Annotated in this window: 17 protein-coding genes and 1 tRNA gene; 8 read left to right on the forward strand and 10 right to left on the reverse strand. The window is 72.8% G+C overall.

Features of this window, described 5'->3' with window-relative positions; genetic code table 11:
- Positions 1-30: 30 nt before the first annotated feature.
- Positions 31-546: a gluconokinase gene (locus OG440_RS29940; protein WP_406009885.1), complete on the reverse strand. Its 516-nt coding sequence runs from the start codon at positions 544-546 to the stop codon at positions 31-33.
- 139 nt (positions 547-685) lie between these two features.
- On the opposite strand from OG440_RS29940, the gene OG440_RS29945 reads away from it, so the two are divergent.
- A complete protein-coding gene (locus OG440_RS29945) occupies positions 686-1,387 on the forward strand; it encodes a FadR/GntR family transcriptional regulator (RefSeq protein ID WP_406009886.1) in 702 nt (233 codons plus the stop codon).
- 7 nt (positions 1,388-1,394) lie between these two features.
- Here the strand turns inward: OG440_RS29945 and OG440_RS29950 are convergent, their stop codons facing one another.
- The 3 genes from OG440_RS29950 to OG440_RS29960 form a co-directional block, all read right to left on the reverse strand.
- Positions 1,395-1,832, reverse strand: coding sequence for a YchJ family protein (locus OG440_RS29950; protein ID WP_406009887.1), 438 nt, complete (start codon positions 1,830-1,832; stop codon positions 1,395-1,397).
- A gap of 190 nt (positions 1,833-2,022) precedes the next feature.
- Positions 2,023-3,375: a M1 family metallopeptidase gene (locus OG440_RS29955; protein WP_406009888.1), complete on the reverse strand. Its 1,353-nt coding sequence runs from the start codon at positions 3,373-3,375 to the stop codon at positions 2,023-2,025.
- Positions 3,376-3,452: 77 nt separating this feature from the next.
- A complete protein-coding gene (locus OG440_RS29960; protein ID WP_406009889.1) occupies positions 3,453-7,319 on the reverse strand; it encodes a Pls/PosA family non-ribosomal peptide synthetase in 3,867 nt (1,288 codons plus the stop codon).
- Positions 7,320-7,749: 430 nt separating this feature from the next.
- Between OG440_RS29960 and OG440_RS29965 the strand changes: the two genes are divergently transcribed.
- A complete protein-coding gene (locus OG440_RS29965) occupies positions 7,750-8,628 on the forward strand; it encodes an ABC transporter substrate-binding protein (RefSeq protein ID WP_406009890.1) in 879 nt (292 codons plus the stop codon).
- A 61-nt stretch (positions 8,629-8,689) separates the two neighbouring features.
- Here OG440_RS29965 and OG440_RS29970 read toward each other — a convergent pair whose 3' ends face one another.
- Both OG440_RS29970 and OG440_RS29975 read right to left on the reverse strand, forming a co-directional pair.
- Positions 8,690-11,470, reverse strand: coding sequence for a SpoIIE family protein phosphatase (locus OG440_RS29970; protein WP_406009891.1), 2,781 nt, complete (start codon positions 11,468-11,470; stop codon positions 8,690-8,692).
- 154 nt (positions 11,471-11,624) lie between these two features.
- Positions 11,625-11,709, reverse strand: a tRNA-Leu gene (locus OG440_RS29975).
- A gap of 206 nt (positions 11,710-11,915) precedes the next feature.
- On the opposite strand from OG440_RS29975, the gene OG440_RS29980 reads away from it, so the two are divergent.
- The 3 genes from OG440_RS29980 to OG440_RS29990 all read left to right on the forward strand — a co-directional run bounded on the left by OG440_RS29980 (position 11,916) and on the right by OG440_RS29990 (position 14,733).
- Positions 11,916-13,244 (forward strand): M20/M25/M40 family metallo-hydrolase, encoded by a 1,329-nt coding sequence (locus OG440_RS29980; RefSeq protein ID WP_406009892.1) that lies wholly within the window; start codon positions 11,916-11,918, stop codon positions 13,242-13,244.
- A 176-nt stretch (positions 13,245-13,420) separates the two neighbouring features.
- Positions 13,421-13,654 carry a chaplin ChpH gene (gene chpH, locus OG440_RS29985; RefSeq protein ID WP_406009893.1) on the forward strand — a complete coding sequence of 78 codons (234 nt, stop codon included), beginning with the start codon at positions 13,421-13,423 and terminating at the stop codon, positions 13,652-13,654.
- A gap of 188 nt (positions 13,655-13,842) precedes the next feature.
- On the forward strand, positions 13,843-14,733 hold the full coding sequence (locus OG440_RS29990; RefSeq protein ID WP_406009894.1) for a chaplin: 891 nt from the start codon (positions 13,843-13,845) through the stop codon (positions 14,731-14,733).
- Between the two features lie 69 nt (positions 14,734-14,802).
- Here OG440_RS29990 and OG440_RS29995 read toward each other — a convergent pair whose 3' ends face one another.
- Positions 14,803-14,991, reverse strand: a complete 189-nt coding sequence (locus tag OG440_RS29995) for a DUF5703 family protein (RefSeq protein ID WP_005485166.1) — start codon at positions 14,989-14,991, stop codon at positions 14,803-14,805.
- Positions 14,992-15,038: 47 nt separating this feature from the next.
- Here OG440_RS29995 and OG440_RS30000 point away from each other — a divergent pair, with 47 nt between their 5' ends.
- A complete protein-coding gene (locus tag OG440_RS30000) occupies positions 15,039-15,722 on the forward strand; it encodes a hypothetical protein (RefSeq protein ID WP_406009895.1) in 684 nt (227 codons plus the stop codon).
- A 92-nt stretch (positions 15,723-15,814) separates the two neighbouring features.
- Here the strand turns inward: OG440_RS30000 and OG440_RS30005 are convergent, their stop codons facing one another.
- Positions 15,815-18,124, reverse strand: a complete 2,310-nt coding sequence (locus OG440_RS30005) for a helix-hairpin-helix domain-containing protein (RefSeq protein ID WP_406009896.1) — start codon at positions 18,122-18,124, stop codon at positions 15,815-15,817.
- Positions 18,121-19,107, reverse strand: coding sequence for an aldo/keto reductase (locus OG440_RS30010; RefSeq protein ID WP_406009897.1), 987 nt, complete (start codon positions 19,105-19,107; stop codon positions 18,121-18,123). The genes OG440_RS30005 and OG440_RS30010 overlap by 4 nt, the downstream gene beginning before the upstream one ends.
- Before the next feature lie 198 nt (positions 19,108-19,305).
- Here OG440_RS30010 and OG440_RS30015 point away from each other — a divergent pair, with 198 nt between their 5' ends.
- Together OG440_RS30015 and OG440_RS30020 are read left to right on the forward strand one after the other, a co-directional pair.
- Positions 19,306-20,361 (forward strand): LLM class F420-dependent oxidoreductase, encoded by a 1,056-nt coding sequence (locus OG440_RS30015; RefSeq protein WP_406009898.1) that lies wholly within the window; start codon positions 19,306-19,308, stop codon positions 20,359-20,361.
- A gap of 382 nt (positions 20,362-20,743) precedes the next feature.
- A complete protein-coding gene (locus OG440_RS30020) occupies positions 20,744-21,532 on the forward strand; it encodes a ferritin-like domain-containing protein (protein WP_406009899.1) in 789 nt (262 codons plus the stop codon).
- Positions 21,533-21,594: 62 nt separating this feature from the next.
- Here OG440_RS30020 and corA read toward each other — a convergent pair whose 3' ends face one another.
- A complete protein-coding gene (gene corA / locus OG440_RS30025) occupies positions 21,595-22,590 on the reverse strand; it encodes a magnesium/cobalt transporter CorA (RefSeq protein ID WP_406009900.1) in 996 nt (331 codons plus the stop codon).
- Position 22,591 lies beyond the last annotated feature (1 nt).

The raw sequence follows: 22,591 nt of genomic DNA on the forward strand, positions 1-22,591 counted from the left end.
GAGGGGAAGGGAAGTGGGGGGTGCGGGGGGTCAGGCAGGCTGGGGAAGCGCGTCGAGCGCGGCCACGGCCCGCCCGGTGATGGCCTCCGGGCTGCCCAGGACGTCGACGACGACGCCCGCCTCGTCCGCCTGGAGGGGCTGGAGCGTGGCGAACTGGGAGTCGAGCAGCGCGGTCGGCATGAAATGGCCCTGCCGGTGCGCCATGCGGTCCTCGATCAGCGCCCGGTCGCCCGCGAGGTGGACGAAGACGACCCCCGGGGCGGCCGCTCGCAGCCGGTCGCGGTACGACCGCTTCAGCGCCGAGCAGCTGACGACCCCGCCGAGCCCGGCCCGCGAGTCCGCCCAGCCGCCGATGGCGTCGAGCCACGGCCACCGGTCGCCGTCGTCGAGCGGGGTGCCGGCCGACATCTTGTCGATGTTGGCCTGCGGGTGGAAGTCGTCGCCCTCGGCGTACGGAACGCCCAGCCGGGCGGCGAGCAGGGGACCGATGGTGGTCTTGCCCGTGCCGGCGACGCCCATCACCACGACGACATGGGGGGTACGCATCTCTGCCTCGCTGTCTGCTCGACGTCCGACGCCAACGGGCGCCGACGACACTGAAGCCGATTAGGTACGACGAATTCAAGAGTGTGTGACAAATAAGTCTGACTTTTTGGCTCGGTGATCTACCCCGTACTCTGAGTGCATGACCACTCCGGGCCGGGGTCTGCACGGCCAAGTACTGGACGCCCTGGGCCCCGCGATCACCGCGGGTGAGTACCCGCCGGGCAGCGTTCTGCGCACCGACGAACTGGCCCAGCGCTTCGACGTCTCCCGCTCGGTCATGCGCGAGGCGGTCCGCGTCCTGGAATCCATGCACCTGGTCGAGTCCCGCCGCCGCGTGGGCGTGACGGTCCGCCCCCGGTCCGCGTGGAACGTCTACGACCCGCAGGTCATCCGCTGGCGGATGGCCGGCGCCGACCGCCCGCACCAACTGCGCTCGCTCACCGTCCTGCGCTCGGCGATCGAGCCGGTGGCGGCGGGCCTGGCGGCGAAACACGCCACGGCGGAGCAGTGCGCCGAACTCACGGAGTGCGCCCTCGGCATGGTGGCCAACTCACGCGGCCACCGGCTGGAGGGATACCTCGTCCACGACGTCGCCTTCCACCGGGTGATCCTCGCCGCCTCGGGCAACGAGATGTTCGCCCGCCTCGGCGACGTCGTCGCCGAGGTCCTGGCGGGCCGCACCCACCACGAGGTCATGTTCGAGGACCCCGACCCGGCCGCCGTCACCCTGCACGTCCAGGTCGCGGAAGCGGTCCGCGAGGGCGACGCGGCCCGCGCGGAGCAGCTCACCCGGGAGATCACGGTCGGCGCCCTCCAGGAACTGGACATCCTGGCGCCGTAGCCCGCGGTCAGGGGGCCTCGGGGAACTCCCCGTCCACGTACACCCACGCCCCGGCCACCCGCTCGAACCGGCTGCGCTCGTGGAGCGCGCCGCCCCGGTAGGAGGCCCGGAACTCCACGGTCCCGGTCGCGTGGAAGGCGCTGCCGTCCGCGGCCCCGAGGATCTCCAGCCCCGTCCACCGCATCCCCGGATCGAGTGCGAGCCGCTCCGGCCGCGTCCGTGGATGCCACGTCCGCAGCAGATACCCCACGTCACCCCGCACGAAGGCGCAGTACCGCGACCGCATGAGCGCCTCGGCGGTCGGCGCGGCCTCGGCGCCCGAGTGGTAGCGCCCGCAGCAGGCCTCGTACGGCAGGGAGCGGCCGCACGGACAGCCGCCGGAGACGCCGGGGGAGGTACGAGCGGCGCCGGAGGCGCTCCGAGCACGGGCGATACGTCGAGCCATGGCCCCATTGTGCCTGCCCACCCCTCACACCAGGTGAGGGGCCACGCCCCTCGGGGGCGCGTGAGCCGCGCGATCAGATCCCCCCCGTGCGGGGCCGCTCCCCTCAGAGACGCGGGGAACTGCGCGCTCGGCCCCCACCGGCCCGCGGGTTCGGCACCGGGCCGACACCCACAGCGACCACAGCGGAGCGCTACGCGGACTCCGCGCCGCGGGCCGGCGTCGGGACCGGCAGCGGTGGCAGCGCCGTGCCGTACACCCACGCCTCGAACAGCTCGTCCAGCGGCTCCGGCGCGAACCGGGCCACGTGAGCGACGAGCGTCGACGTCGTCACCGACCCACCCCGGTGCAGTCCGAGCCAGGCACGCAGCATCCGGAAGAACGCGTCGTCGCCGAGCGCGCAGCGCAACGCGTGCACGGTGAGCCCGCCGCGCTCGTAGAGCCGGTCGTCGAACATCGACTTGCGGCCGGGGTCGGCGAGCCGCAGGTCCTGCGGCAGCGAGGACAGCGACCGGTGCGCGACCGCGGCGAGCCGCTGGGCGCTGCGCCCGCCCGACCGCTCCGACCACAGCCACTCCGCGTACTTCGCGAACCCCTCGTTCAGCCAGATGTGCCGCCAGTCGGCGATGGACACACTGTTGCCGAACCACTGGTGCGCCAGCTCGTGCGCCACCAGTCGCTCCGAAGTCCGCGCGCCGTCCACGTGGTTGGCTCCGAACAGCGACAACCCCTGGGCCTCGACGGGGACATCGAGCTCCTCCTCCGTCACCACGACCGCGTACTCGTCGAACGGGTAGGGCCCGAAGAGCTGTTGGAAGAGGTGCATCATTCCGGGCTGCCGCGCGAAGTCCCGCGAGAACTCCGCCAGCAGCTCCGCCGGCAGGTGCCCGTGCTGGGGGATGCCCCCGAGTCCGGGGTCGCCCAGCAGGACGGTCTGGTACTTCCCTATCGACAGGCCGACCAGATAGCTCGACGTCGGCGCCGACTGCTCGTACACCCACGTGGTCGTCGAGGCCTTCGTGGTCCGCGTCAGCAGCCGGCCGCCCGCCACCACCGAGTACGCCGACGGTGTCGTGACCGATATCAGGTACGACGCCTTGTCCGCGGGGCGGTCGTTGCACGGGTACCAGGAGGGCGCCCCGACGGGCTGGCTCGCCACCAGCGCGCCGTCGCCCAGCTCCTCCCAGCCGATCTCGCCCCACGGGCTGTTCACCGGCTTGGGGTTGCCCGACCAGTGCACCTCGACGGTGAAGGCGGCCCCGGCGCGCAGCGGCTTGGCCGGTCGCACGCGCAGACGGCCGCCGCGGTGGGTGTAGTGCGCAGGCCGGCCGTCCACCCGGACCCGACCGATCTTGAAGTCGGCCAGGTTCAGCTGGAACTCGGGCAGCGCCGAGCGTCCCACGATGGCGTTGATCCGTGCCGCGCCCGACAGCCGGTTGGGGGCGGGCCGGTAGTCCAGCGTGAGCTCGTAGCGGTGCACCCGGTAACGGGAATCACCGTTCGCCGGGAAGTACGGATCCGGCCCGACCGACTGCTGAACTGCCACTTCCGCGTCCGCTCCCTGACCTGTGCTCGAACCACCCGCCGCCGGTGCACCGCCCACCGACTCCGGGTAGCCCCTTCTCAGGGACGCCATGCCTCGATCGGGTTGCCGAGCCAGCGGGTGTCGTCCGGGACGGACTCCGCGGCCATGACGAGCGACGCGGGACCCAGGGTCGTCCGGGCCCCGACCGTGCTGCCGGGCAGCACGATCCCGCCAGGGCCCAGCGTGGCACCCTCACGGAGGACCACAGTATCCGTCCGCAAGATCCGGTCGTGGAAGAGGTGAGTCTGCAGGACGCAGCCACGGTTGACCGTCGCGCCGTCCCCGATCGTCACCAGATCCGACTCGGGCAGCCAGTAGCTCTCCACCCACGCGCCCCTGCCGATCCGTGCGCCGAGCCCGCGCAGCCACGCCGTCATCACCGGCGTGCCCGGCACGGCGCCCGCCAGCCACGGCACCGCCACGACCTCCACGAACGTGTCCGCCAGCTCGTTGCGCCACACGAAGCCGCACCACAGCGGATGCTCGCCGCCGCGGTGCCGCCCGACGAGCAGCCACTTGGCGACGATCGAGACGACGGCCGCCGCGCCCCCCGCCCCGAGCAGGACGAGCCCCGACAGCAGCGGCGCCCAGGCGCCCAGCGCGCACAGCGCCGCCACCGTCAGCACGGCCAGCCCCGCCGAACAGAACACCGGCACGATCCGGCACAGCTCCACCAGGGCACGCGCCCACAGCAGCCGCGCGGGCGGCTCGTACGTCCGGCTCTGGTCGCCGCCGCTCGTGTTCCGCGGCAGCTTCACCGGCGGCAGCCCCAGGTACGAGCTGCCCTTCTTCGCCTTCTTCGGCGTCGCCGACAGCACCCCCACCAGGCCGCCGTCCGGCACGCTCCGCCCCGGCGCGGTCATCCCCGAGTTGCCGAGGAACGCCCGCCGGCCGATCTCCGCCCGCCCGATCCGCATCCAGCCGCCGCCGAGCTCGTACGGCGCGGTCAGCGTGTCGTCGGCCAGGAACGCGCCCTCACCGACCGTGGTCAGGCTGGGCAGCGCCAGGACCGTCGACACCTCGGCGCCCTTGCCGATCCGCATCCCGAGCAACCGCAGCCACACCGGCGTGACCAGCCCCGCGTACAGCGGGAAGAGGGTCTCGCGCGAGTGGTCCATGAGCTGCGTGACGGTCCAGGCCTGCCAGCCGATCCTGCTGTGCGTGGGATGGGTGCCCTCGCGCAGACCGACGCTCAGCAGCCGTACGGCGACCAGCAGCAGCACGGCGTACGCCAGACCGAAGGCGAGCGTGGCCGGGACCAGGGCGAGCGCGGCGCCCCGGAGGGCTTCGCCGAGTCCGGCGCCCGGGGTCACGAAGCGGCCCGCCACCGCCAGGGCGGCGCCGGCCGCCAGCACCGGAAGCGAGGTCAGCGCGAAACCGGCCACGCCGTACAGCACACGCCAGTACGTGCCCCGCGCCGGCCGTTCCTTGGGCCAGTTGCGCTTGGCCTTGCCGAGCTTGACCGCGGGCGCGCCCGCCCACCGCTGACCGGTGGGGACCTGGCCGGTGACCGCCGATCCCGGCGCCACCTCGGCCCGCTTGCCGACCCGGGCGCCGGGGAAGAGCATGCTGCGCGTGCCGACGACGGCGTGCGCGCCCACCTTGACCGCCCCGACCTCCAGCCGGTCTCCGTCCAGCCACCAGCCGGACAGATCCACCTCGGACTCCACGGCGGCGCCCCGGCCGAGCTTCAGCATGCCGGTCACCGGGGGAAGCGAGTGCAGATCCACGTCCGGCCCGACCCTGGCGCCCAGGGCCCGCGCGTAGCGCTCCAGCCAGGACCCGGTCAGCGAGGTCGCCCCGCTGAACTCGGCCAGCCGCTCGGCCGTCCACAGCCGCAGATGGACGCCGCCACCGCGGGCGTACCGTCCCGGCCGCAGCCCGCGCAGCAGCAGCCGTGCCCCGCCCGCGGCGATCGCGAGCCGTCCGGGCGGGCTGAACAGCAGCAGGGCGGCGGAGACGACCAGCCACCACGGGGCGGTCGGCAGCCACGCGTACCTGGGCAGCAGGTTGCCGAGCGCCGCCAGCGGCACCGTCCAGCGCAGCCCCATCAGCGTGAACAGCGGTACCAGCAGCAGCGTCTGGATCACCTGGGCGCGCGCGGGCACCGGCGCGACGACGCGGGTCGCCCCGTCGTCCTGCGCCGACCTCTCCAGGCGCCGGGCCAGCTTGCGCAGGGTGGGCTGCTGGTAGATGTCGAGGACGGCCGCGCCGGGGTACCGGGTGCGCAGCCGCGTCGTCAGCCGGGCGGCGGCGAGGCTGCTGCCGCCGATCGCGAAGAAGTCGTCCCGGGCACCGCCGACGGGGATGCCGAGGACCTCGGTCCACTGCTCCGCCAGCCAGGCCTCGGTGCCGTAGAGCCGCTCGGCCGGGCCGCCCGTCTCCAGGCCCTCCAGGGGCCAGGGCAGGGCGTTGCGGTCCACCTTGCCCGAGGTGCGGGTCGGCAGGTCGGCCACCGGCGCGAGCAGCGGCACCAGGGCGGCGGGCAGCTCGGCGCGCAGCCGCTCCACGGCCACCGCCTGGTCCCAGCCGTCCTGCGGCACGACGTATCCGACCAGGAGCTGGTTGCCGCCGCGGGCGGTCCGCACGGCGGCGGCGGCCCCCGCGACACCGGGCAGCGCCTGGAGGGCGGCGTCCACCTCGCCCAGCTCGATCCGCCGTCCGCCGAGCTTGATCTGCTCGTCGGCGCGCCCGAGGAAGACGAGCCCCTCGGCGTCGGCGCGCACCAGGTCGCCGCTGCGGTACGCGCGCTCCCAGCCCAGCGACTTCAGCGGCGCGTACTTCTCCGCGTCCTTCTCGGCGTCGAGATAGCGCGCGAGCCCGACCCCGCCGATGACCAGCTGCCCGCTGCCGCCGAGCGGCACCGGTTCCCCGGCCTCGTCCACGACGGCCAGCTCCCAGCCCCTGAGCGGCAGCCCGATCCGGATCGGCTCCTCGCCGGACATCAGGGAGGCGCAGGCGACGACGGTGGCCTCGGTCGGCCCGTACGTGTTCCAGACCTCCCGCCCCTCCGTCACGAGTCGCTGCACCAGCTCGGGCGGGCAGGCCTCACCGCCGAAGATCAGCAGCCGTACGTCGTTGAGGGTCTCGGGCTCCCACAGCGCGGCCAGCGTGGGCACCGTGGAGACGACCGTGATCTCCTGCTCGACCAGCCAGGGCCCCAGATCGGCGCCGCTGCGGACCTGGGAGCGGGGCACCGGCACCAGGCAGGCCCCGTAGCGCCAGGCCAGCCACATCTCCTCGCAGGAGGCGTCGAAGGCCACGGAGAGCCCGGCCATGACCCGGTCGCCGGGCCCGATCGGCTCGTCGGTGAGGAACAGCGCGGCCTCGGCGTCCACGAAGGCGGCGGCGCTGCGGTGACCGACGGCGACGCCCTTGGGCTTGCCGGTGGAGCCGGAGGTGAAGATGATCCAGGCGTCGTGCTCGGTGCCGGGGCGGCCTGCGGCGGCCGTAGGCGTGCCGTGGACGGCGATCTCGTGCCCGGCGCCGACTACGGCCCGCACGTCCGCCTCGCCGAAGACCAGCTCGGCCCGCTCGTCGGGGTCCTCGGCGTCCACCGGGACGTAGGCCGCGCCGGCGGCGAGGACGGCGAGGATCGCCACATAGAGGTCGTTGGTGCCGGACGGGACCCGGATGCCCACCCGGTCGCCGAGCCCGACCCCCGCGGCGCAGAGCCGGCGCCGCAGGCCGTCCACCTCGACGGCGAGGGCGCGGTAGGTCAGGGGGGTGCCGCCGTCGTCCAGGGCGAGCTCGTCCGGGAACGACCGCACGGACGCGTCGAAGATGTCGACCAGGGTGCGGGGAGAGGTGGCGGGACCACCGGAGAAACGGGCCGTGTCGCCGAGTTGTGCGCGGATTTCTTCGTCGAGCAGGCCGAGAGCACTGCTCTCGTGGGTGGCTGCCATCGGTCCTCGCGTCTCGATCCCGGAAGCCTCCGGGGCGCCGGCGGGCCCGCAGGTCTGCCTGGGGTTGTCCGGTCCAGCTCCGTAACAAGCCGGAAATTTTAGTACGAAGCTAGGCTCGCCCGCTGGGGGCGGCCACTCGGAGAGGCCGTTCGGGGTCGCCAGGAAGATCGTCGCCGACGCCCTGACCTGCGCGATCTTGAAGGCGGGGAGATATGCCCCACATCGGTGTGCACCGCGCGTAGAGGGCGGTGCCGGCAGGTCCGCGGGGGAGTGGGGAGGGTGATCTCGGCCGGCGCCGTCCTCGGAGGGCTCGCGCACCGGATGCCCGCCGCGCCCCGGAGTCCGCCACGCGGCTCGTGGCGCCGGCAGTCGTAGGGTGCGGAGTGATTTATGGTGATCCGAGGATTATGCCCCTACCGGAGGTGCAATGATGCGCGCCGCGGCAGCGATCGTCTCTCTGACTGTCGGCGTGGTGCTCATCGTCGCGACATCGGCCTGTGACCAGGGCGGGTCGGAGTCGTCGAAGCCCCACTACGGCGACTGCCCGGTCTCGGGACACCACGGGGAGTTCCACCTGTCACCCCGGACGCCGGGCGCCCTCACGGTCAAGACGACCCTGCCCGCTCCCGGCTGGTGGAACGGCGACACGCCGGACTCCGTCAAGAGCGGCTACGAGTACTGCATGGCCGCCAACATCGCCTACCGGTCCGGACTCGACCGGGTGAAGGTGGAGAACGCCCCCTTTCCGGAGGTCGTGTCCGGCCGGACCAAGGACTTCGACCTGGCCCTGGCGCAGATCACGATCACCCCGCAGCGGAGCAAGGTCGCCGAGTTCTCCCCGCCCTACCTCTCCTCGACCCTGGGAGTGCTGATCAGGGACGGTGAGAAGATCGGCGAGGCCGACATCCGCGACGTCCGTATCGGAGTGGCCGAGGGCACCACGGGCGAGGAGTTCGTCGAGAACCGCCTCAAGCCCACCAAGCCCGTCACCGCCTATCCCAACGACCCCGAGATGGTCGAGGCGCTGGAGAAGGGACGGATCGACGCGGTCGTCCACGACACGACGATTCTGCTGGCGTACCCCCAGAAGCGGGCGGGCAGGGTACGCCTCGTGGGCCAGTACCGGACCGACCAGGGGTACGGCGCCCTGTATCCGAAGGGGTCACCCGACAAGGACGAGCTGGACCGGGTCATCAGGCAGCTGATCGACGACGGGACGCTCACCAAACTGTCGGCCGTCTATCTCGGGGCCGCTTTCGGCCAGGACCCGGCCAAGATCCCGTACTTCACGGTCGCCGGCGGCTCCTGAACGCTCCGGGCCCGCGCACACCCCGGCGCCGCGCGGGGAGCGGTCCCGATGCCCTCCCGCCTCACAGGTCCGCCATCAGGACACCGCCCAGATCCCCGGCGGCCCCGGCACCGAGTGCCTGTTCGGCCCAGATGATCTTGCCTCGGTCGGTGTACCGGGTCCCCCAGCGGCGGGACATCTGCGCGACGAGAAACAGACCACGGCCCCCCTCGTCGGTGAAGGCCGCGCGGCGCAGGTGCGGTGAGGTGCTGTTGCCGTCGCCGACCTCGCAGATCAGGCTGTCGCGGTCGTGCAGCAGCCGCAGACGGATGGGGCCCTTCCCGTACCGGACGGCGTTCGTGACCAGTTCGCTGACGATCAGCTCGGTCGTGAAGGCGGCCTCGCCGAGTCCCCAGGACTCCAGCTTGCGGGTGGCCTCGGCCCGGACCCGGGGCACGGCCGCGGGGTCCCCGGGCACCTCCCACTCCCCGACCTGCTCCGGGTCGAGCAGCCGGGTGCGGGCGACGAGCAGGGCGACGTCGTCGAGCGACCTGGTGCGCAGCATCGCGTCGAGCACCGCCCGGCAGGTCTCGTCCGGGGTGTCGCCGTCCGTGTCGGCGAGCGCCGCCCCCAGCATGCCGAGCCCGACGTCGATGTCACGGTCGCGGGCCTCGACCAGGCCGTCGGTGTAGAGGACCAGCCGGCTGTCGGCGGCCAGCCGGAGTTCGGCCGTCTCCACCGGAAGCCCCCCGCCCGCCCCGAGGGGCGGTGCGACCGGGATGTCGGGGAAGGTCACGGAGCCGTCGGGGGAGACCAGCGCCGGACCGGGATGACCGGCCCGGGCGAGAACACACCACCCGGTGACCGGATCGTAGACCGCGTACAGGCAGGTGGCCCCGGTGACGGCCTCGGTGTTGCCCTCGGCCGCCGCGTCCTGGTCGATCCGGGTGATCAGCTCGTCCAGATGCATCAGCAGCTCGTCCGGAGGCAGGTCCAGGGCGGCGAAGTTGTGCACCGCGGTCCGCAGACGGCCCATCGTCGCGGCGGCGTGCAACCCGTGTCCGACGACGTCACCGACGACCAGCGCCACCCGCGCCCCCGGCAGCGGGATGACGTCGTACCAGTCGCCGCCCACCCCCGCCCGGGCGGGCAGGTACCGGTGCCCGACCTCCAGGGCGGACAGCTCGGGGAGTCTGCCGGGTAGCAGGCTGCGCTGGAGGGTGACGGCCGTGGTGTGCTCGCGGGTGTAGCGGCGCGCGTTGTCGATGCACACGGCCGCCCGGGCGGCGAGTTCCTCGGCGGGTGACAGGTCGTCCGACTCGAAGGTGTCCTGCTCCGAACGCCAGAACGCCACGACCCCCAGCAGTTGGCCTCGGGCCCGCAGCGGCACCGAGATCATGGAGTGGATCCCGTACGCGAGGACCTGCCGGGCCCGCTCCGGGTTCTGGGCCCGCCATCCGTCGGCCATGGCGAGGTGCGCCACCAGGACCGGCCGGCCGGTGGCCATCCCGGTGGCCACGGGGTTGTCGGGCGCGTAGTGCATGCGCCTGCCGACGGGGTAGAGGGGCGCGTCGTCCCTGATGCCCGCGGCCGCGACGCGGCGCATGTCCGTACTCGCCCCTGTCGGTTCACCGCCGCGCAGCACGGGCTCCACCAGCTCGATGGTGGCGAAGTCGGCGAAGCGCGGGACCGCCACCTCGGTCAGCTCCTCCGCGGTGCGCTGCATGTCGAGGGTGGTACCGATCCGCGTGCTGGCCTCGTAGAGCAGTTGCAGGCGCCCGCCCGCCACGTCCGCCCGGCCGGCCAGGGCGCGCAGCTCCGTGGTGTCCCGCAGGGTGGCCACGCTGCCCCCTCGCGCGCCCACCGGCCGCACGTTGACCGCGAGCAGGATGTCGCCGGCCGGGAAGACCTCGTCCGTGGCCGCCCGGCCCGATCCCAGCAGCTCGGCCAGAGCCGGGCTCAGCCCGAACGCGGTGACCGGTCTGCCCTCGGCCTCCGGCGGCAGCGCGAGGAGCCGCCGCGCCTCGTCGTTGACCAGCAGCAGCCTTCCGTCGCCGTCCAGGATGATCACGCCTTCGCGGACCGCGTGCAGCACCGCGTCGTGGTGCTCGTACATGCGGGTCATCTCGACCGGTCCCAGGCCCCCGGTCTGGCGCCGCAGACGTCCGCTGACCAGTGCCGACCCGCCCGCGGCCAGCAGCAGCGCGACACCGCCGGCGGCGAACAGCACCGGCAGCTGGTCCTGCACCACGCTGGTCACCTTGTCCACCGTGACCCCTACGGTGACGAGGCCGACCGCGGTCCCCTTCGTGTCGAAGACGGCCACCGTCGAGTCGACCGCCTTCCCCAGACTGCTGTCGAACGTGGTCTGGTGGGGCTCGCCCTCGAGCGCCTGGCCGTAGGACGTGGAGACGTGCTTGCCGATCTGGTCCGGGTCCGGGTGGGTCCACCGGAAGCCGTAGGGGCTCAGCGCCACGACGTAGTCGACGCCGGTCTTCTTGCGCACCGCCTCGGCCTCCGGCTGGAGTGCAGCCGTCGGGTCGTCGCTCTTCATCGCCTGCGCGGTCCCCGGGGCGTTCGCGAACGACTCGGCCGCCACCAGCGACCGGTCGCCGGCCTCCCGGATGGCGCGGTTGCGGTCCTGGATCACGAGCACCACCACGGCCGTGGTGATGAGCAGCACGACGACCGCCAGTTGCAGCAGGAAGACCTGTCCGGCGACGCTGCGCGGCTTCAGCCAGGACAGCCCACGCCGGCCGGCCGAAGGGCGGCGGGCCTCCCGGCCGGCCTCTGGCGGCCCGGCCTTCGACAGTCCCCGGTCGCCCCGCCAGCTCGCCGGGACGTATCGCCCGAGTTTGCCCATTTTCTCAGTATCGGTGACGGGCTCGGCGGGCGCGGCTCAGGACGGACCCGGACCGGGATCCGTGCACCCCGGAGGGTCGGGAGCAACGAAAACCGGTCGAGTCGTATGACTCGACCGGTCTTCGTGAACGTATCGGCGATCACGTTCTCTTCTGTGTCCGAGGGGGGACTTGAACCCCCACGCCCGATAAAGGGCACTAGCACCTCAAGCTAGCGCGTCTGCCATTCCGCCACCCGGACAAGGTGTCTGTCGTGCGGGGTTTCCCCCGCGGCGACGTCGTAAACATTACCAGGCTTTCCGGGGTGCCCGATCACGGGCAGTCGCCCCGCCGGATGACGCATCCCGCGTGAACGGCACGTGACGGGCCGGGACCGGCCTTGGGCGGGGAGCGGGGGAGAGGGAGGATGAGGGGGACCCACCAGCAGTGACAGCGGGAGGAACCAGCGTGAGCGCGACCGACGGCACGGCCAGGAGCGTCACCGGCGAGGACGAGGTCGTGGACCTCTGCCGCGAGCTGATCCGGATCGACACCAGCAACTACGGCGACCACTCGGGTCCGGGTGAACGCAAGGCGGCCGAGTGGGTCGCCGAGAAGCTCGCCGAAGTGGGACTCGAACCGAAGATCTTCGAGTCGCACCCGGGCCGCGCCTCCACGGTGGCCCGCATCGAGGGCGAGGACCCGTCCAGGCCCGCGCTGCTCATCCACGGTCACCTCGACGTCGTACCGGCCAACGCGGTCGACTGGACCCACCACCCCTTCTCCGGCGAGGTCGCCGACGGATGCGTGTGGGGCCGGGGCGCGGTCGACATGAAGGACATGGACGCGATGACGCTGGCGGTCGTCCGCGACCGGCTGCGCTCCGGGCGCAGGCCGCCCCGTGACATCGTGCTCGCGTTCCTCGCCGACGAGGAGGCGGGCGGCACCTACGGCGCCCGGCACCTCGTCGACAACCACCGCGACCTGTTCGAGGGCGTCACCGAGGCGATCAGCGAGGTGGGCGGGTTCTCGTTCACCGTGAGCGAGGAGCGGCGGCTCTACCTCGTCCAGACAGCCGAGAAGGGCATGCACTGGATGAAGCTGACCGTGGCCGGCACCGCCGGACACGGCTCGATGATCCACCGGGACAACGCGATCACCGAACTCTCCGAGGCGGTCGCGCGGCTCGGCCGGCACACCTTCCCGGTGCGGGTCACCAAGACCACCCGCGCCTTCCTCGACGAGCTCGGCGACGCGCTCGGCACCCCGCTGGACCCCGAGGACATGCAGGCGACCCTCGCCAGGCTGGGCGGGATCGCCAAGCTGATCGGCGCGACCCTGAGCAACACCGCCAACCCGACCCAGCTGGGCGCCGGCTACAAGGTCAACGTCATCCCCGGCGAGGCCACCGCGCACGTCGACGGACGCTTCCTGCCGGGGCACGAGGACGAGTTCCTCGCCGACCTCGACCGGATCCTCGGCCCGAAGGTGCGCCGCGAGGACGTGCACTCCGACAAGGCGCTGGAGACCTCCTTCGACGGGCCGCTCGTCGAGGCGATGCAGTCCGCGCTGCTCGCCGAGGACCCGACCGCCAAGGCCATCCCCTACATGCTCTCCGGCGGCACGGACGCCAAGTCCTTCGACGACCTCGGTATCCGCGGCTTCGGCTTCGCCCCGCTGAAGCTGCCGCCGGAGCTGGACTTCGCCGGGATGTTCCACGGCGTGGACGAGCGGGTCCCGGTGGACGGGCTCCGGTTCGGCGTGCGGGTGCTCGACCGGTTCATCGACGCGTCCTGAACCGTCCCGCCGGAACGGCGTTCCACCGGGCGGAGAACGGCGCATCAAATCGGCCGCCTGTACGGGCGTGACTGGGAAGAGTGAATGCGCCGATAAGCGCGTAGCCTCATTAATTCCTCCTCGTTACTGGTGATGCGATCCGCTGCTTGGGATCGCATTGCCAACAAGGAGGAATAATGATCAAGAAGGTCGTCGCTGCTGCGGCTGCCACTGGTGGGCTGGTTCTCGCGGGCGCGGGTCTGGCTGTTGCCGATGCCGGTGCCCAGGGTGCTGCCGTGCACTCCCCGGGTGTCCTGTCGGGCAACGTGATCCAGGTGCCCGTGCACGTCCCGGTGAACGTCTGCGGCAACACGATCTCGGTGATCGGGCTGCTGAACCCCGCCTTCGGCAACACCTGCGTCAACAAGTGACGTCGACCCGCTGAGGGGTCGTCCGTCCATACCGTCGGCCCCGGAGCGCGCGCCATGCGCTCCGGGGCCGACCGGTCTTTTTTCCGAAGGAAAAGCCGAAGAAGTCGAAGAGCCCGAAACGAATCGAACAGCTGCCATGATGCCAGCAATTCGGGACGAGCGACGAGATTGAAAGCAGGGATTCAGCAATGCGACAGGTCACCCGCAAAAGCCTCATGACCGTGGCGGCGGCGACGGGGGTGATCGCCGCCGCGGGCGGCTACGCCCACGCCGACTCCGGCGCGAACGGCGCCGCCGCGGACTCGCCCGGCGTCCTGTCGGGCAACTCGGTGCAGGCGCCGGTCAACATTCCGGTGAACGTCTGCGGCAACACCGTCGACGTCGTCGGGGCGCTCAACCCGACCTTCGGCAACTCCTGCGCCAACAAGGGCGGCGGTGCGCGGTCGGGCGGCTACGGCGGCCAGCGGGGCGGCGGCCACGGCGGCCACCAGGGCGGCGGTTACGGCGACCAGCACAGCGGCGGCTACGGCGACGACCAGCAGGGCGGCGGTGGCGGCCGGGGTGGGAACCACGGCGGCGGTCACGGCGGGAACCACGGCGGCTCCGGCGCGCACGGCGGCTCCGGGGGAGCGCACGCGGGCGGGTACACCGGCGGATCGCCCGGTGTCGGCTCCGGCAACCACGTCCAGGCGCCGATCGACGTGCCGGTCAACGTCTGCGGCAACAGCATCGACGTCGTCGGGATCCTCAACCCGTCGTTCGGCAACGACTGCGCCAACGGCGGCGAGGTCCACACGCCTCCGTCCCGCGGCCACGAGACGCCGGGCAAGCCCGGAGAGCACGGCCCCGGCAAGCCGGGCGAGCCCGGCCACTCCAGCCCGTCCCGACCCGGGGGAGTGCCGTCCACCCCGGGACACGTGACCCCGGCCGGCGCCTCCGCCGTCCACCAGCCCGCCGCCCACGCCGCGCAGCTCGCGCACACCGGCAGCGAGCTGCCGATCGGCCTGGCCCTGCCGGCCGGCGCGGGCGCGCTGCTCGCGGGCGCGGTGCTCTACCGCAAGGCGCGTGCCTCCGCGTAAGCCTGCGGGGAGCCCACGACGGAGCGGGTCCCGCCTCGGCGGGGCCCGCTCCGTATCCGTCGGCTCACTTCACCACGTGGCCCGCACCTGGCGGATGATCCGCCGGCGCAGGCGCACCCTGCGGCTGCCGTCACGCAGCAGGCTCAGACGGTCCAACTCCCAGTGTCCGTACTCGGCATGGTCGGTCAGCAGTCGGGTCGCGTCCTTGCGGGAGACCCCGCGCGGTACGTAGACGTCGACAAATTCGTATTCCGGCATCGCATCTATTGTGCGGTCTGGGGTCCGGTACGGATAGCGTCTGCACTATGTCTGATGCTGCGCAGCCCACCGCTGCCGAGGTACGCGCCGCCGCCGAGGCGGTCAAGACCGCGCTCGACCGCCACCTGGCCGCGGTCGAACGCAGGACGGGGGAGGACGACCCGGCTGTCTACGAGGCGTTCAACGAGCTGGCCGCCGCCGCCGAGGTCTACGACGAACTGCTCTACGACCGTTATGACGAGGTCACGCCCTTCGAGATCCCCGGCGCGGAGGACTCCCTGCCGCCGTACGCCGGCCCCGAGGAGCCGAACGCGCTGAGTGTGCTGATCCGCCGCGACTACGCCGTCGCGGAGCCCCAGCGGCTCCTGGCGCAGGCCCAGCGGATCGAGGCGGCGGACGACGAGGGAGCGGGCGGGGCGGTCTCGGACACGGTGCACGGGGCGCTGGGCATTCTGTTCGGCGAGTTCGAGCCGGACGAGATCGGCTCCCGGCACAAGGAGTTCGGCCTGGAGGAAGGCGACTCCACGCTGTGGGTGCTGGCGGCCGACGAACCGGCCGAGCCGGGCGAGTGGCTGGAGACACCGTTCGACCAGGCCGACCCCGGGCGGGTCATCTGCCGCTTCGACGTGAGCTCGGTGTTCGACGAACTCGACGACGGTGACGACGGCGACGACGAGGACCTCGTGGACGTGGACGACGAGGAACTGGAGCCGCTGGACGCGGACCGTTAGCCGACAGCCGGTGGCGGGACGCGGGAAGCCTCCGAGTCTTCACGACGGCGGCGGTCGCGAAGGGAGACCCTTCGGGACCGCCGCCGTTCGCGCTACTCGGCCGCCGGGATCTGGGTGCGCAGCAGCGTGGGCAGCCGGGTCGTGCGGGGCTTCGCCGGAACTTCGGCGACCGCCCTCGGCAGAGCCTGCTCGACGCCGTGCACCACGGACAGATGGCGCTCCGCCCGGCCGAACGCCGTGTACACCCACGGACGGGAGAGGACCTGCGCCGCGTCCCCCGGCAGAACCACCACCGCCGCGGGCCACCGGCTGCCCACGGCCTGGTGCGCGGTCAGTGCCCACCCGTGCCGTACGGCCTGCTCCACCCGCTCCCTCGGTACGACCACCGGGCCCTCGGCGCAGGACAGGTGCAGCCCGTCCGCGTCGGCCGTCACCACCCGGCCGGGCACCGTACGGCCCGGCGCGGGCGAGTAGGCGACCCGGTCACCGGGGTCGAAACCGCCGAAGCGGCCGGGGCCGGGATTGAGCCGTTCCTTGAGGGCGGCGTTCAGCGCGCGCGTGCCGGCCGCGCCGCCGTGACCCGGGGTGATCGCCACCGTCTCCTCGGGGGTGATCCCGAACGCCCGCGGCACCGAGTCGGCGACGAGCTGCACGGTCCGGTGCACGGCCTCGCCGGCCTCCCGGACCGGCACGATCACGATCTCCTTGCCGGGTGCGTCGACCTGGTTCAGCTCACCGATGCCGACACCGGAGACGAGTTCACCGATCGGCCCCGGGTCGGGCGTGCGCGAGGTGACCTGCGGGCACGCGCGCGCCGCGAGCAGATCGGCGAAGACCCGCCCCGGGCCGGCCGACCACAGCACCGCCGGATCACCGCTCAGTACCAGCCGCGCCCCGTCCGGCAGCGACTCCGCCAGCGTCGCGGCGCTCTCCACGTCCAGTTGCGGAGCGTCGAGCAGGATCAGCAGGTCGAGGGCGAAGGCCCCCTCGGCGTCCCGCCCGGGGCCCTCGGTACCGGCGAGCAGCCCGGGGACGGTGACGACGGCGCCGTTCTGTGCCTGATCGCCGAGGAGGGCCGCGAAGCGGTGCCGGCCGTCCGGCGTGTGGCAGGCCGCGACCGCGCGCAGGCCCAGGCTCCGGGCCGCGGTGAGCAGCGCCGCCGGTTCGGCGCGTGAGGCGTCGCCGCCGGTGTGCAGCACCAGACCGTGTCCGGCGACGGCGCGCAGCAGTTCCGCCGTGCTGCCGGACGCGCCGGCCGTCACCGACTCCCACGGCGCGGAGGCCTCCTTGGCCGGCGAGTTGACCACCCGGGCCAGCGCGTCGGCGAGGCTCTCCTCCGCGAGCGCGTACCGCTCCAGACCCACCAGGACACGGACCGGCCGGGCCTCCTCGCCGTCTTCCGCGCCCGCGTCCCCGCCGTTCTCGCCGGTGCCGGCGGTGTCTGTGGTGTCGGCGTTCGCCTCGGGACGACGGGTCCGGGCGGCGTCCACGGAGTCCAGGGCGTCCTGGAAGACGAGGGCCTCGCCCTCGGCCAGCGCGCTCTGTACGGCCGCCTCCGCGTCCGGCACGGCCTGCCGGCCGAGGGCGGCGGTGAGCGTCGGCAACTCCAGGGCGGTGTGCCCGGCCAGCGCGGCCTGTTCCAGCAGCCAGACCGTCACCGCGCGGCCGCGCCGCTCGTCGTCGGGAGCGCACTCCGGGCCGAGCAGCGCCCGCGCGAAACCGTCGGCCTGCTCGGGACGCACCCCGGGGACACGCAGCAGCTGCCACGGGTCCTCGCGCAGCAGATCCTCGGCCCCCTCGCCGAGCGCGACGGCGGCCTGCGGCGCGAGCGTCCCGGGTGCGCCGCCCTCGGCGAGCACGCGGGACACGCCCTCGACGGCTTCGGCGGCGGGAGCCGGTGCGGCGCCCGCGACGGTCACCGGCTGCGGACGGTGTGCCGGCTCCGGGGCGGCGCGGCGCGGGGCGGGCGCCGGCTCGGCGAACACGGTGGCGGGGGGCTTCGCCCCGCCCTCCACGGCACGCACCGCCGCCAGCAGGTCGGCGGCCTTTCCGCTGAGCTTGGTCCCGCTGTCGATGCGCTCGGCCTTCTCGGCCCGGCGCCGCTCGATCCGCTCCCGTTCCAGCTTCTGCGCGGCGAGCTCGGCCTGCGCTTCGGAGAGCTGCGCGGCCGCTTCACCGTCGTCGGTCTTGGCCGCCTCTGTGTCCGCTCCCGAGGTGACGTTCTCCTCGCCCTCGACCTCGCTCCCGCCGTCCGCGTCGCGCGCGGGAGGGGTGTCGTCGTCACTCGTCGAGGCGCTGTCGGCCGGCGTCGTGTCGTCCGGGGTCCCGGGCTCCCCGGCGGCGTCCGGCGTCGCCGGTCCGGCGTTCTCGGTGCTCTCCGGGGGAACCGACTCCGTGCTCACAGCGTGCTCCAGTCGTGATCGGGATAGCGGTGCACGGGCGCCGACACGTCGTCGAGGGCCCGGCAGATCTCGTCAGGAAGACTAAGGGCCTCCACTGACAACGCGGCCGTGAGCTGCTGCGCGTTGCGCGCGCCGACGATCGGGGCGGCCACGCCGGGCCGGTCGCGGACCCAGGCGAGGGCGACCTGGAGCGGGGTGACCGCCAGCCCGTCGGCCGCGGTCGAGACGGCGTCCACGATGCGGCTCGCGGTGTCGTCGAGATACGGCTCGACGAAGAGCCCGAAGTGGTCCGAGGCGCCGCGCGAGTCGGGCGGAAGGGCGTCGCCCCGGTACTTGCCGGTGAGGACACCGCGGCCCAGCGGCGAGGAGGGCAGCAGGCCGATGCCCAGGTCCAGGGCGGCCGGCAGCACCTCGCGTTCGACACCGCGTTGCAGCAGCGAGTACTCCATCTGGGTCGCCGCGAGCCGGGTGCGGGTGCCCGGCGCGGCGAGCTGCCAGGTGGCCGCCTTGGCGAGCTGCCAGCCGCAGAAGTTGGAGACCCCGGCGTAGCGGGCGCGGCCGCTGGCGACAGCGATGTCGAGGGCCTGGAGGGTCTCCTCCAGAGGGGTGTCGGGGTCGAAGGCGTGCACCTGCCACAGGTCGACGTGATCCGTGCCCAGCCGGGCCAGCGAGGCGTCGAGGGCGGCGAGGAGGTGCCCCCGGGAGCCGTCGTAGCGGCGGTCCGGGTCGGGGACGCTGCCCGCCTTGGTCGAGATGATCAGGTCCCGGCGCGGCACCAGCCCCTCCATCAGCCGGCCGAGCAGGTATTCGGCGTCCCCGTCGCCGTACACGTCGGCCGTGTCGACGAGGGTCCCGCCCGCCTCCCAGAACGTCTTCATGACGTCCGCGGCGTCGTGCTCGTCGGTGTCGCGGCCCCAGGTCAGGGTGCCGAGCCCGATGCGGGACACGCGCAGGCCGGTGCGGCCGAGATGCCTCTGCTCCATGGACGCCGAGATTACTGGCCAGAACTGGGCAGTGGGTTGCCTGTGGACAACCGAATGTCCGGGAGGGGGACCGGAGTTCCGCAGGCCGCGACCGGGTCGCGACCGGCGCGACCCTCGCCACACCGCTCTCCCCGGTGCCCGGTCCCCGCGCTAAGGTCTGCGCAACAGCGTCGTTACTGATCAGTAAGGGGATCGGCCATGCAGCTCGGGATCAACCTCGGCTACTGGGGTGCCGGAATGGACGGCGACAACCTCGCCGTCGCCCAGGAGGCCGACCGCCTCGGATACGCCGTCTGCTGGGCCGCCGAGGCCTACGGCTCCGACGCGGCCACCGTGCTCACCTGGGTGGCCGCGCAGACCGAGCGCATCGACGTCGGTTCGGCGATCTTCCAGATCCCGGCCCGTCAGCCGGCGATGACCGCGATGACGGCCGCCACCCTCGACTCGCTCTCCGGCGGCCGTTTCCGTCTCGGCCTCGGCGTGTCGGGACCGCAGGTCTCCGAGGGCTGGTACGGCGTCAAGTTCGACAAGCCGCTGTCCCGCACCCGTGAGTACGTGGAGATCGTCCGCAAGGCGATGACGCGGGAGCGGCTGTCGTACGAAGGCGAGCACTGGACGCTGCCGCTGCCGGACGGCCCCGGCAAGCCGATCAAGCTGACCGTGCACCCGGAGCGCGAGCACATCCCGCTGTACATCGCCGCGATCGGCCCGAAGAACCTGGAGCAGACCGGCGAGATCGCCGACGGCGCTCTGCTCATCTTCCCGTCCGCCGAGCACCTCGAGGACACCGCGATCAGGCATCTGCGGGCCGGGCGCGAGAAGGCGGGCAGGACCATGGAGGGCTTCGACGTCTGCCCGACGCTGCCGCTTGCCCTCGGCGAAGACAAGGACGTCGAGCGGCTCGCCGACACCTTCCGCCCCTACACCGCGCTGTACGTCGGCGGCATGGGCAGCCGCAAGCAGAACTTCTACAACCAGCTCGCGCGTCGCATGGGGTACGAGGCCGCCGCCGACGAGATCCAGGACAAGTACCTGTCCGGCGACAAGCAGGGCGCCGCGGCCGCCGTACCGCACGAGCTGATCGACCGGACCACGCTGCTGGGTTCGGTGGAGCGGATCGCCGACCGGATGAAGGCCTACGCGGCGGCCGGCGTCACCACGCTCACCCTCGCCCCCGCGGGCTTCACGCTGGACGAACGCCTCGCCTCGCTGCGGGCCGGCGCGCAGGCCGTCGAACTCGCCGGCCTGAGCTAGCCGGCTGAGCCGGCGGGTCCGGAGCCGTCGGTCCGAGTCGACCGGACTGCGTCGACCGGCCAGAGCCGAGCGGTACGGGCCGGTCGGTCCGGGCTCGACGGCCTTCCGGCCGGTCTTCCGGTGTACCAGTCGGTCTCCCGGCCGGGACGGGATTCCCGGGAATTTCAGCGGCCGTGGTGGGGGCTCGGGGGTCTTCCCCGCCACGGCCGTCACACGGAACAACGCGCAAGGCGGCGCGCGGTTACGCTCCCGGTCCGACTCCCGGGGTCCCTCTTTCGGCGGAGTTGTCCGACACAGCTGTTGCAGCGCCTTCCGTGCCGCATTTGACTCGTTCCTTGCGGAATGCCGCCGAATCCGGCGCAATGCGGAGAGGTGTCCCACGATGCTTTCGGCCAAGACTCTGTTCCAGGAGATCATCGACAACGACGAGTCCTTCGCGCTCTTCTGTTCCATCGCCGCAGGCGGCGAGTCGCAGGGCGGCTGGGAGAACGCCCGGATCGCCGCGCTCGTCCCGCGCAGCGAACACCACCTCGCTCCCAAGATCGCCCGGCACGGCGCCGACGAGGACAAGCACGGGCGGATTTTCAACGCCCTGATGCGCAAGCGCGGACTCGCCCCCGTGCCCGTTCCGCGCGACACCGACTACACGATGCTCCTGGAGCGCGCCGGCATCGGCCTCGCGCACGACCGGCTCCGGGCCGACCATCCGCTGACCGTGCACGACATCGTCACCTACCTCGCCCACAGCCGGGTGACCGAGCAGCGGGCCTCCGAGCAGATGGAGCTGCTGCGCCGGCAGTTCGCCGACCACCCGGACCTCGGCCGCGCGGTGAAGATGATCTCGAACGACGAGGACAACCACCTCGCCTACTGTCACGAGGAACTGCTGCGCCTCGCCCGCGCGGGGCACGGCCGCGCCATCCAGCGGACGCTGCGCGCGTGCGCGCTCGCGGAGATCCGGGTCTACCGCGACGTGAGCCTGGCCGTCATGGCCCACATGGGGGACATCCTCGGCTGGACACGCGCCAGGTCGGCGCTCCTCGCGACCGGCATCCACGCCGTGTACGCGTGGGAGCGCTTCGCCGGCTGGCGGCGGATGGTCTCCCTGGAGATGCCCGAGCGCCGCGACGCGCTCGGCGGCCCGGCGGTCGCGGCTCCCGAGTTCGCCTGAGCCCCGGCCCCGGCCCCCGCCCCGGCGGCGTGAGCGGGCCCCGGAACCTCCCCCGGACCGGCCTAGAGCCATCCCCGATGCTTGAACATCCGGTACAGCACGACCTCGAGACCGGCCATCAGCGCGATCACCGCCGGGTACGACCACACCCACCGCAGTTCCGGCATGTGCTCGAAGTTCATGCCGTAGATCCCCGCGATCATCGTGGGGATCGCGGCCATCGCCGCCCACGCCGAGATCTTCCGCATGTCGTCGTTCTGCCGGACGCTCATCTGCGCCAGGTGTGCCGAGAGAATGTCCGTGACCAGCCGGTCCAGCCCCTCCACGGACTCGTTGACCCGCGTGAGGTGGTCGCTGACGTCGCGGAAGAAGGGCCGCGCCCGCTCGTCCACGAAGGGCACCCCCGGCCCGGTCGCGCTGGTGCCGGCCAGCCGGGTCAGCGGCGGCCCGAGCGGACCGGTGGCCCGGCGGAACTCCAGGATCTGTCGCTTGAACCGGTAGATCCGCGACGCGGTGTGCCGTGAGCCGCCGCCGTCCGGCGAGAACACCTCCGCCTCCAGCTCCTCGAGGTCCGTCTGGAGCTCCGTCGCCACGTCCAGGTAGTGGTCCACGGTGGCGTCGGCGATCGCGTACACCACCGCCGTGGGGCCCTTCGCGAGCAGGTGCGGCTCGTGCTCCAGCCGCTGCCGCACGGCGGCCAGCGGAGCCCCCTCGCCGTGCCGGACGGTCACCACGAAGCCGTCGCCGAGGAAGACCATCACCTCACCGGAGGAGACCGCGTCGCTCTCGGCCTCGTAGACGACCGGCTTGAACACCAGGAAGAGCGAGTCGTCGTAGACCTCCAGCTTGGGCCTCTGGTGGGCCTTCAGGGCGTCCTCGACGGCGAGCGGGTGCAGGCCGAACTCCTGCGTGACGTGGGCGAACTCCTTCTCCGTCGGCTCGTGCAGCCCGATCCACACGAAACCGCCCGCGGCCCGTGCCTCGTCCAGGGCGTCCGAGAAGTCCTCCGGGCCCTCCGTGCGGTGCCCGTCCCGATAGACGGCGCAGTCGACGATCACT

The organism is Streptomyces sp. NBC_00637 (genome assembly GCF_045161545.1).
Lineage (GTDB): Bacteria > Actinomycetota > Actinomycetes > Streptomycetales > Streptomycetaceae > Streptomyces.

Coding starts and splice junctions, on each gene's coding strand:
- OG440_RS29960 (WP_406009889.1), bottom strand. CDS start 7,319: ATGGCAGCCACCCACGAGAGCAGTGCTCTCGGCCTGCTCGACGAAGAA.
- OG440_RS29990 (WP_406009894.1), top strand. CDS start 13,843: ATGCGACAGGTCACCCGCAAAAGCCTCATGACCGTGGCGGCGGCGACG.
- OG440_RS30000 (WP_406009895.1), top strand. CDS start 15,039: ATGTCTGATGCTGCGCAGCCCACCGCTGCCGAGGTACGCGCCGCCGCC.
- OG440_RS29970 (WP_406009891.1), bottom strand. CDS start 11,470: ATGGGCAAACTCGGGCGATACGTCCCGGCGAGCTGGCGGGGCGACCGG.
- OG440_RS30015 (WP_406009898.1), top strand. CDS start 19,306: ATGCAGCTCGGGATCAACCTCGGCTACTGGGGTGCCGGAATGGACGGC.
- OG440_RS29940 (WP_406009885.1), bottom strand. CDS start 546: ATGCGTACCCCCCATGTCGTCGTGGTGATGGGCGTCGCCGGCACGGGC.
- chpH (WP_406009893.1), top strand. CDS start 13,421: ATGATCAAGAAGGTCGTCGCTGCTGCGGCTGCCACTGGTGGGCTGGTT.
- OG440_RS30020 (WP_406009899.1), top strand. CDS start 20,744: ATGCTTTCGGCCAAGACTCTGTTCCAGGAGATCATCGACAACGACGAG.
- OG440_RS29995 (WP_005485166.1), bottom strand. CDS start 14,991: ATGCCGGAATACGAATTTGTCGACGTCTACGTACCGCGCGGGGTCTCC.
- OG440_RS29950 (WP_406009887.1), bottom strand. CDS start 1,832: ATGGCTCGACGTATCGCCCGTGCTCGGAGCGCCTCCGGCGCCGCTCGT.
- OG440_RS29965 (WP_406009890.1), top strand. CDS start 7,750: ATGCGCGCCGCGGCAGCGATCGTCTCTCTGACTGTCGGCGTGGTGCTC.
- OG440_RS30010 (WP_406009897.1), bottom strand. CDS start 19,107: ATGGAGCAGAGGCATCTCGGCCGCACCGGCCTGCGCGTGTCCCGCATC.
- OG440_RS29945 (WP_406009886.1), top strand. CDS start 686: ATGACCACTCCGGGCCGGGGTCTGCACGGCCAAGTACTGGACGCCCTG.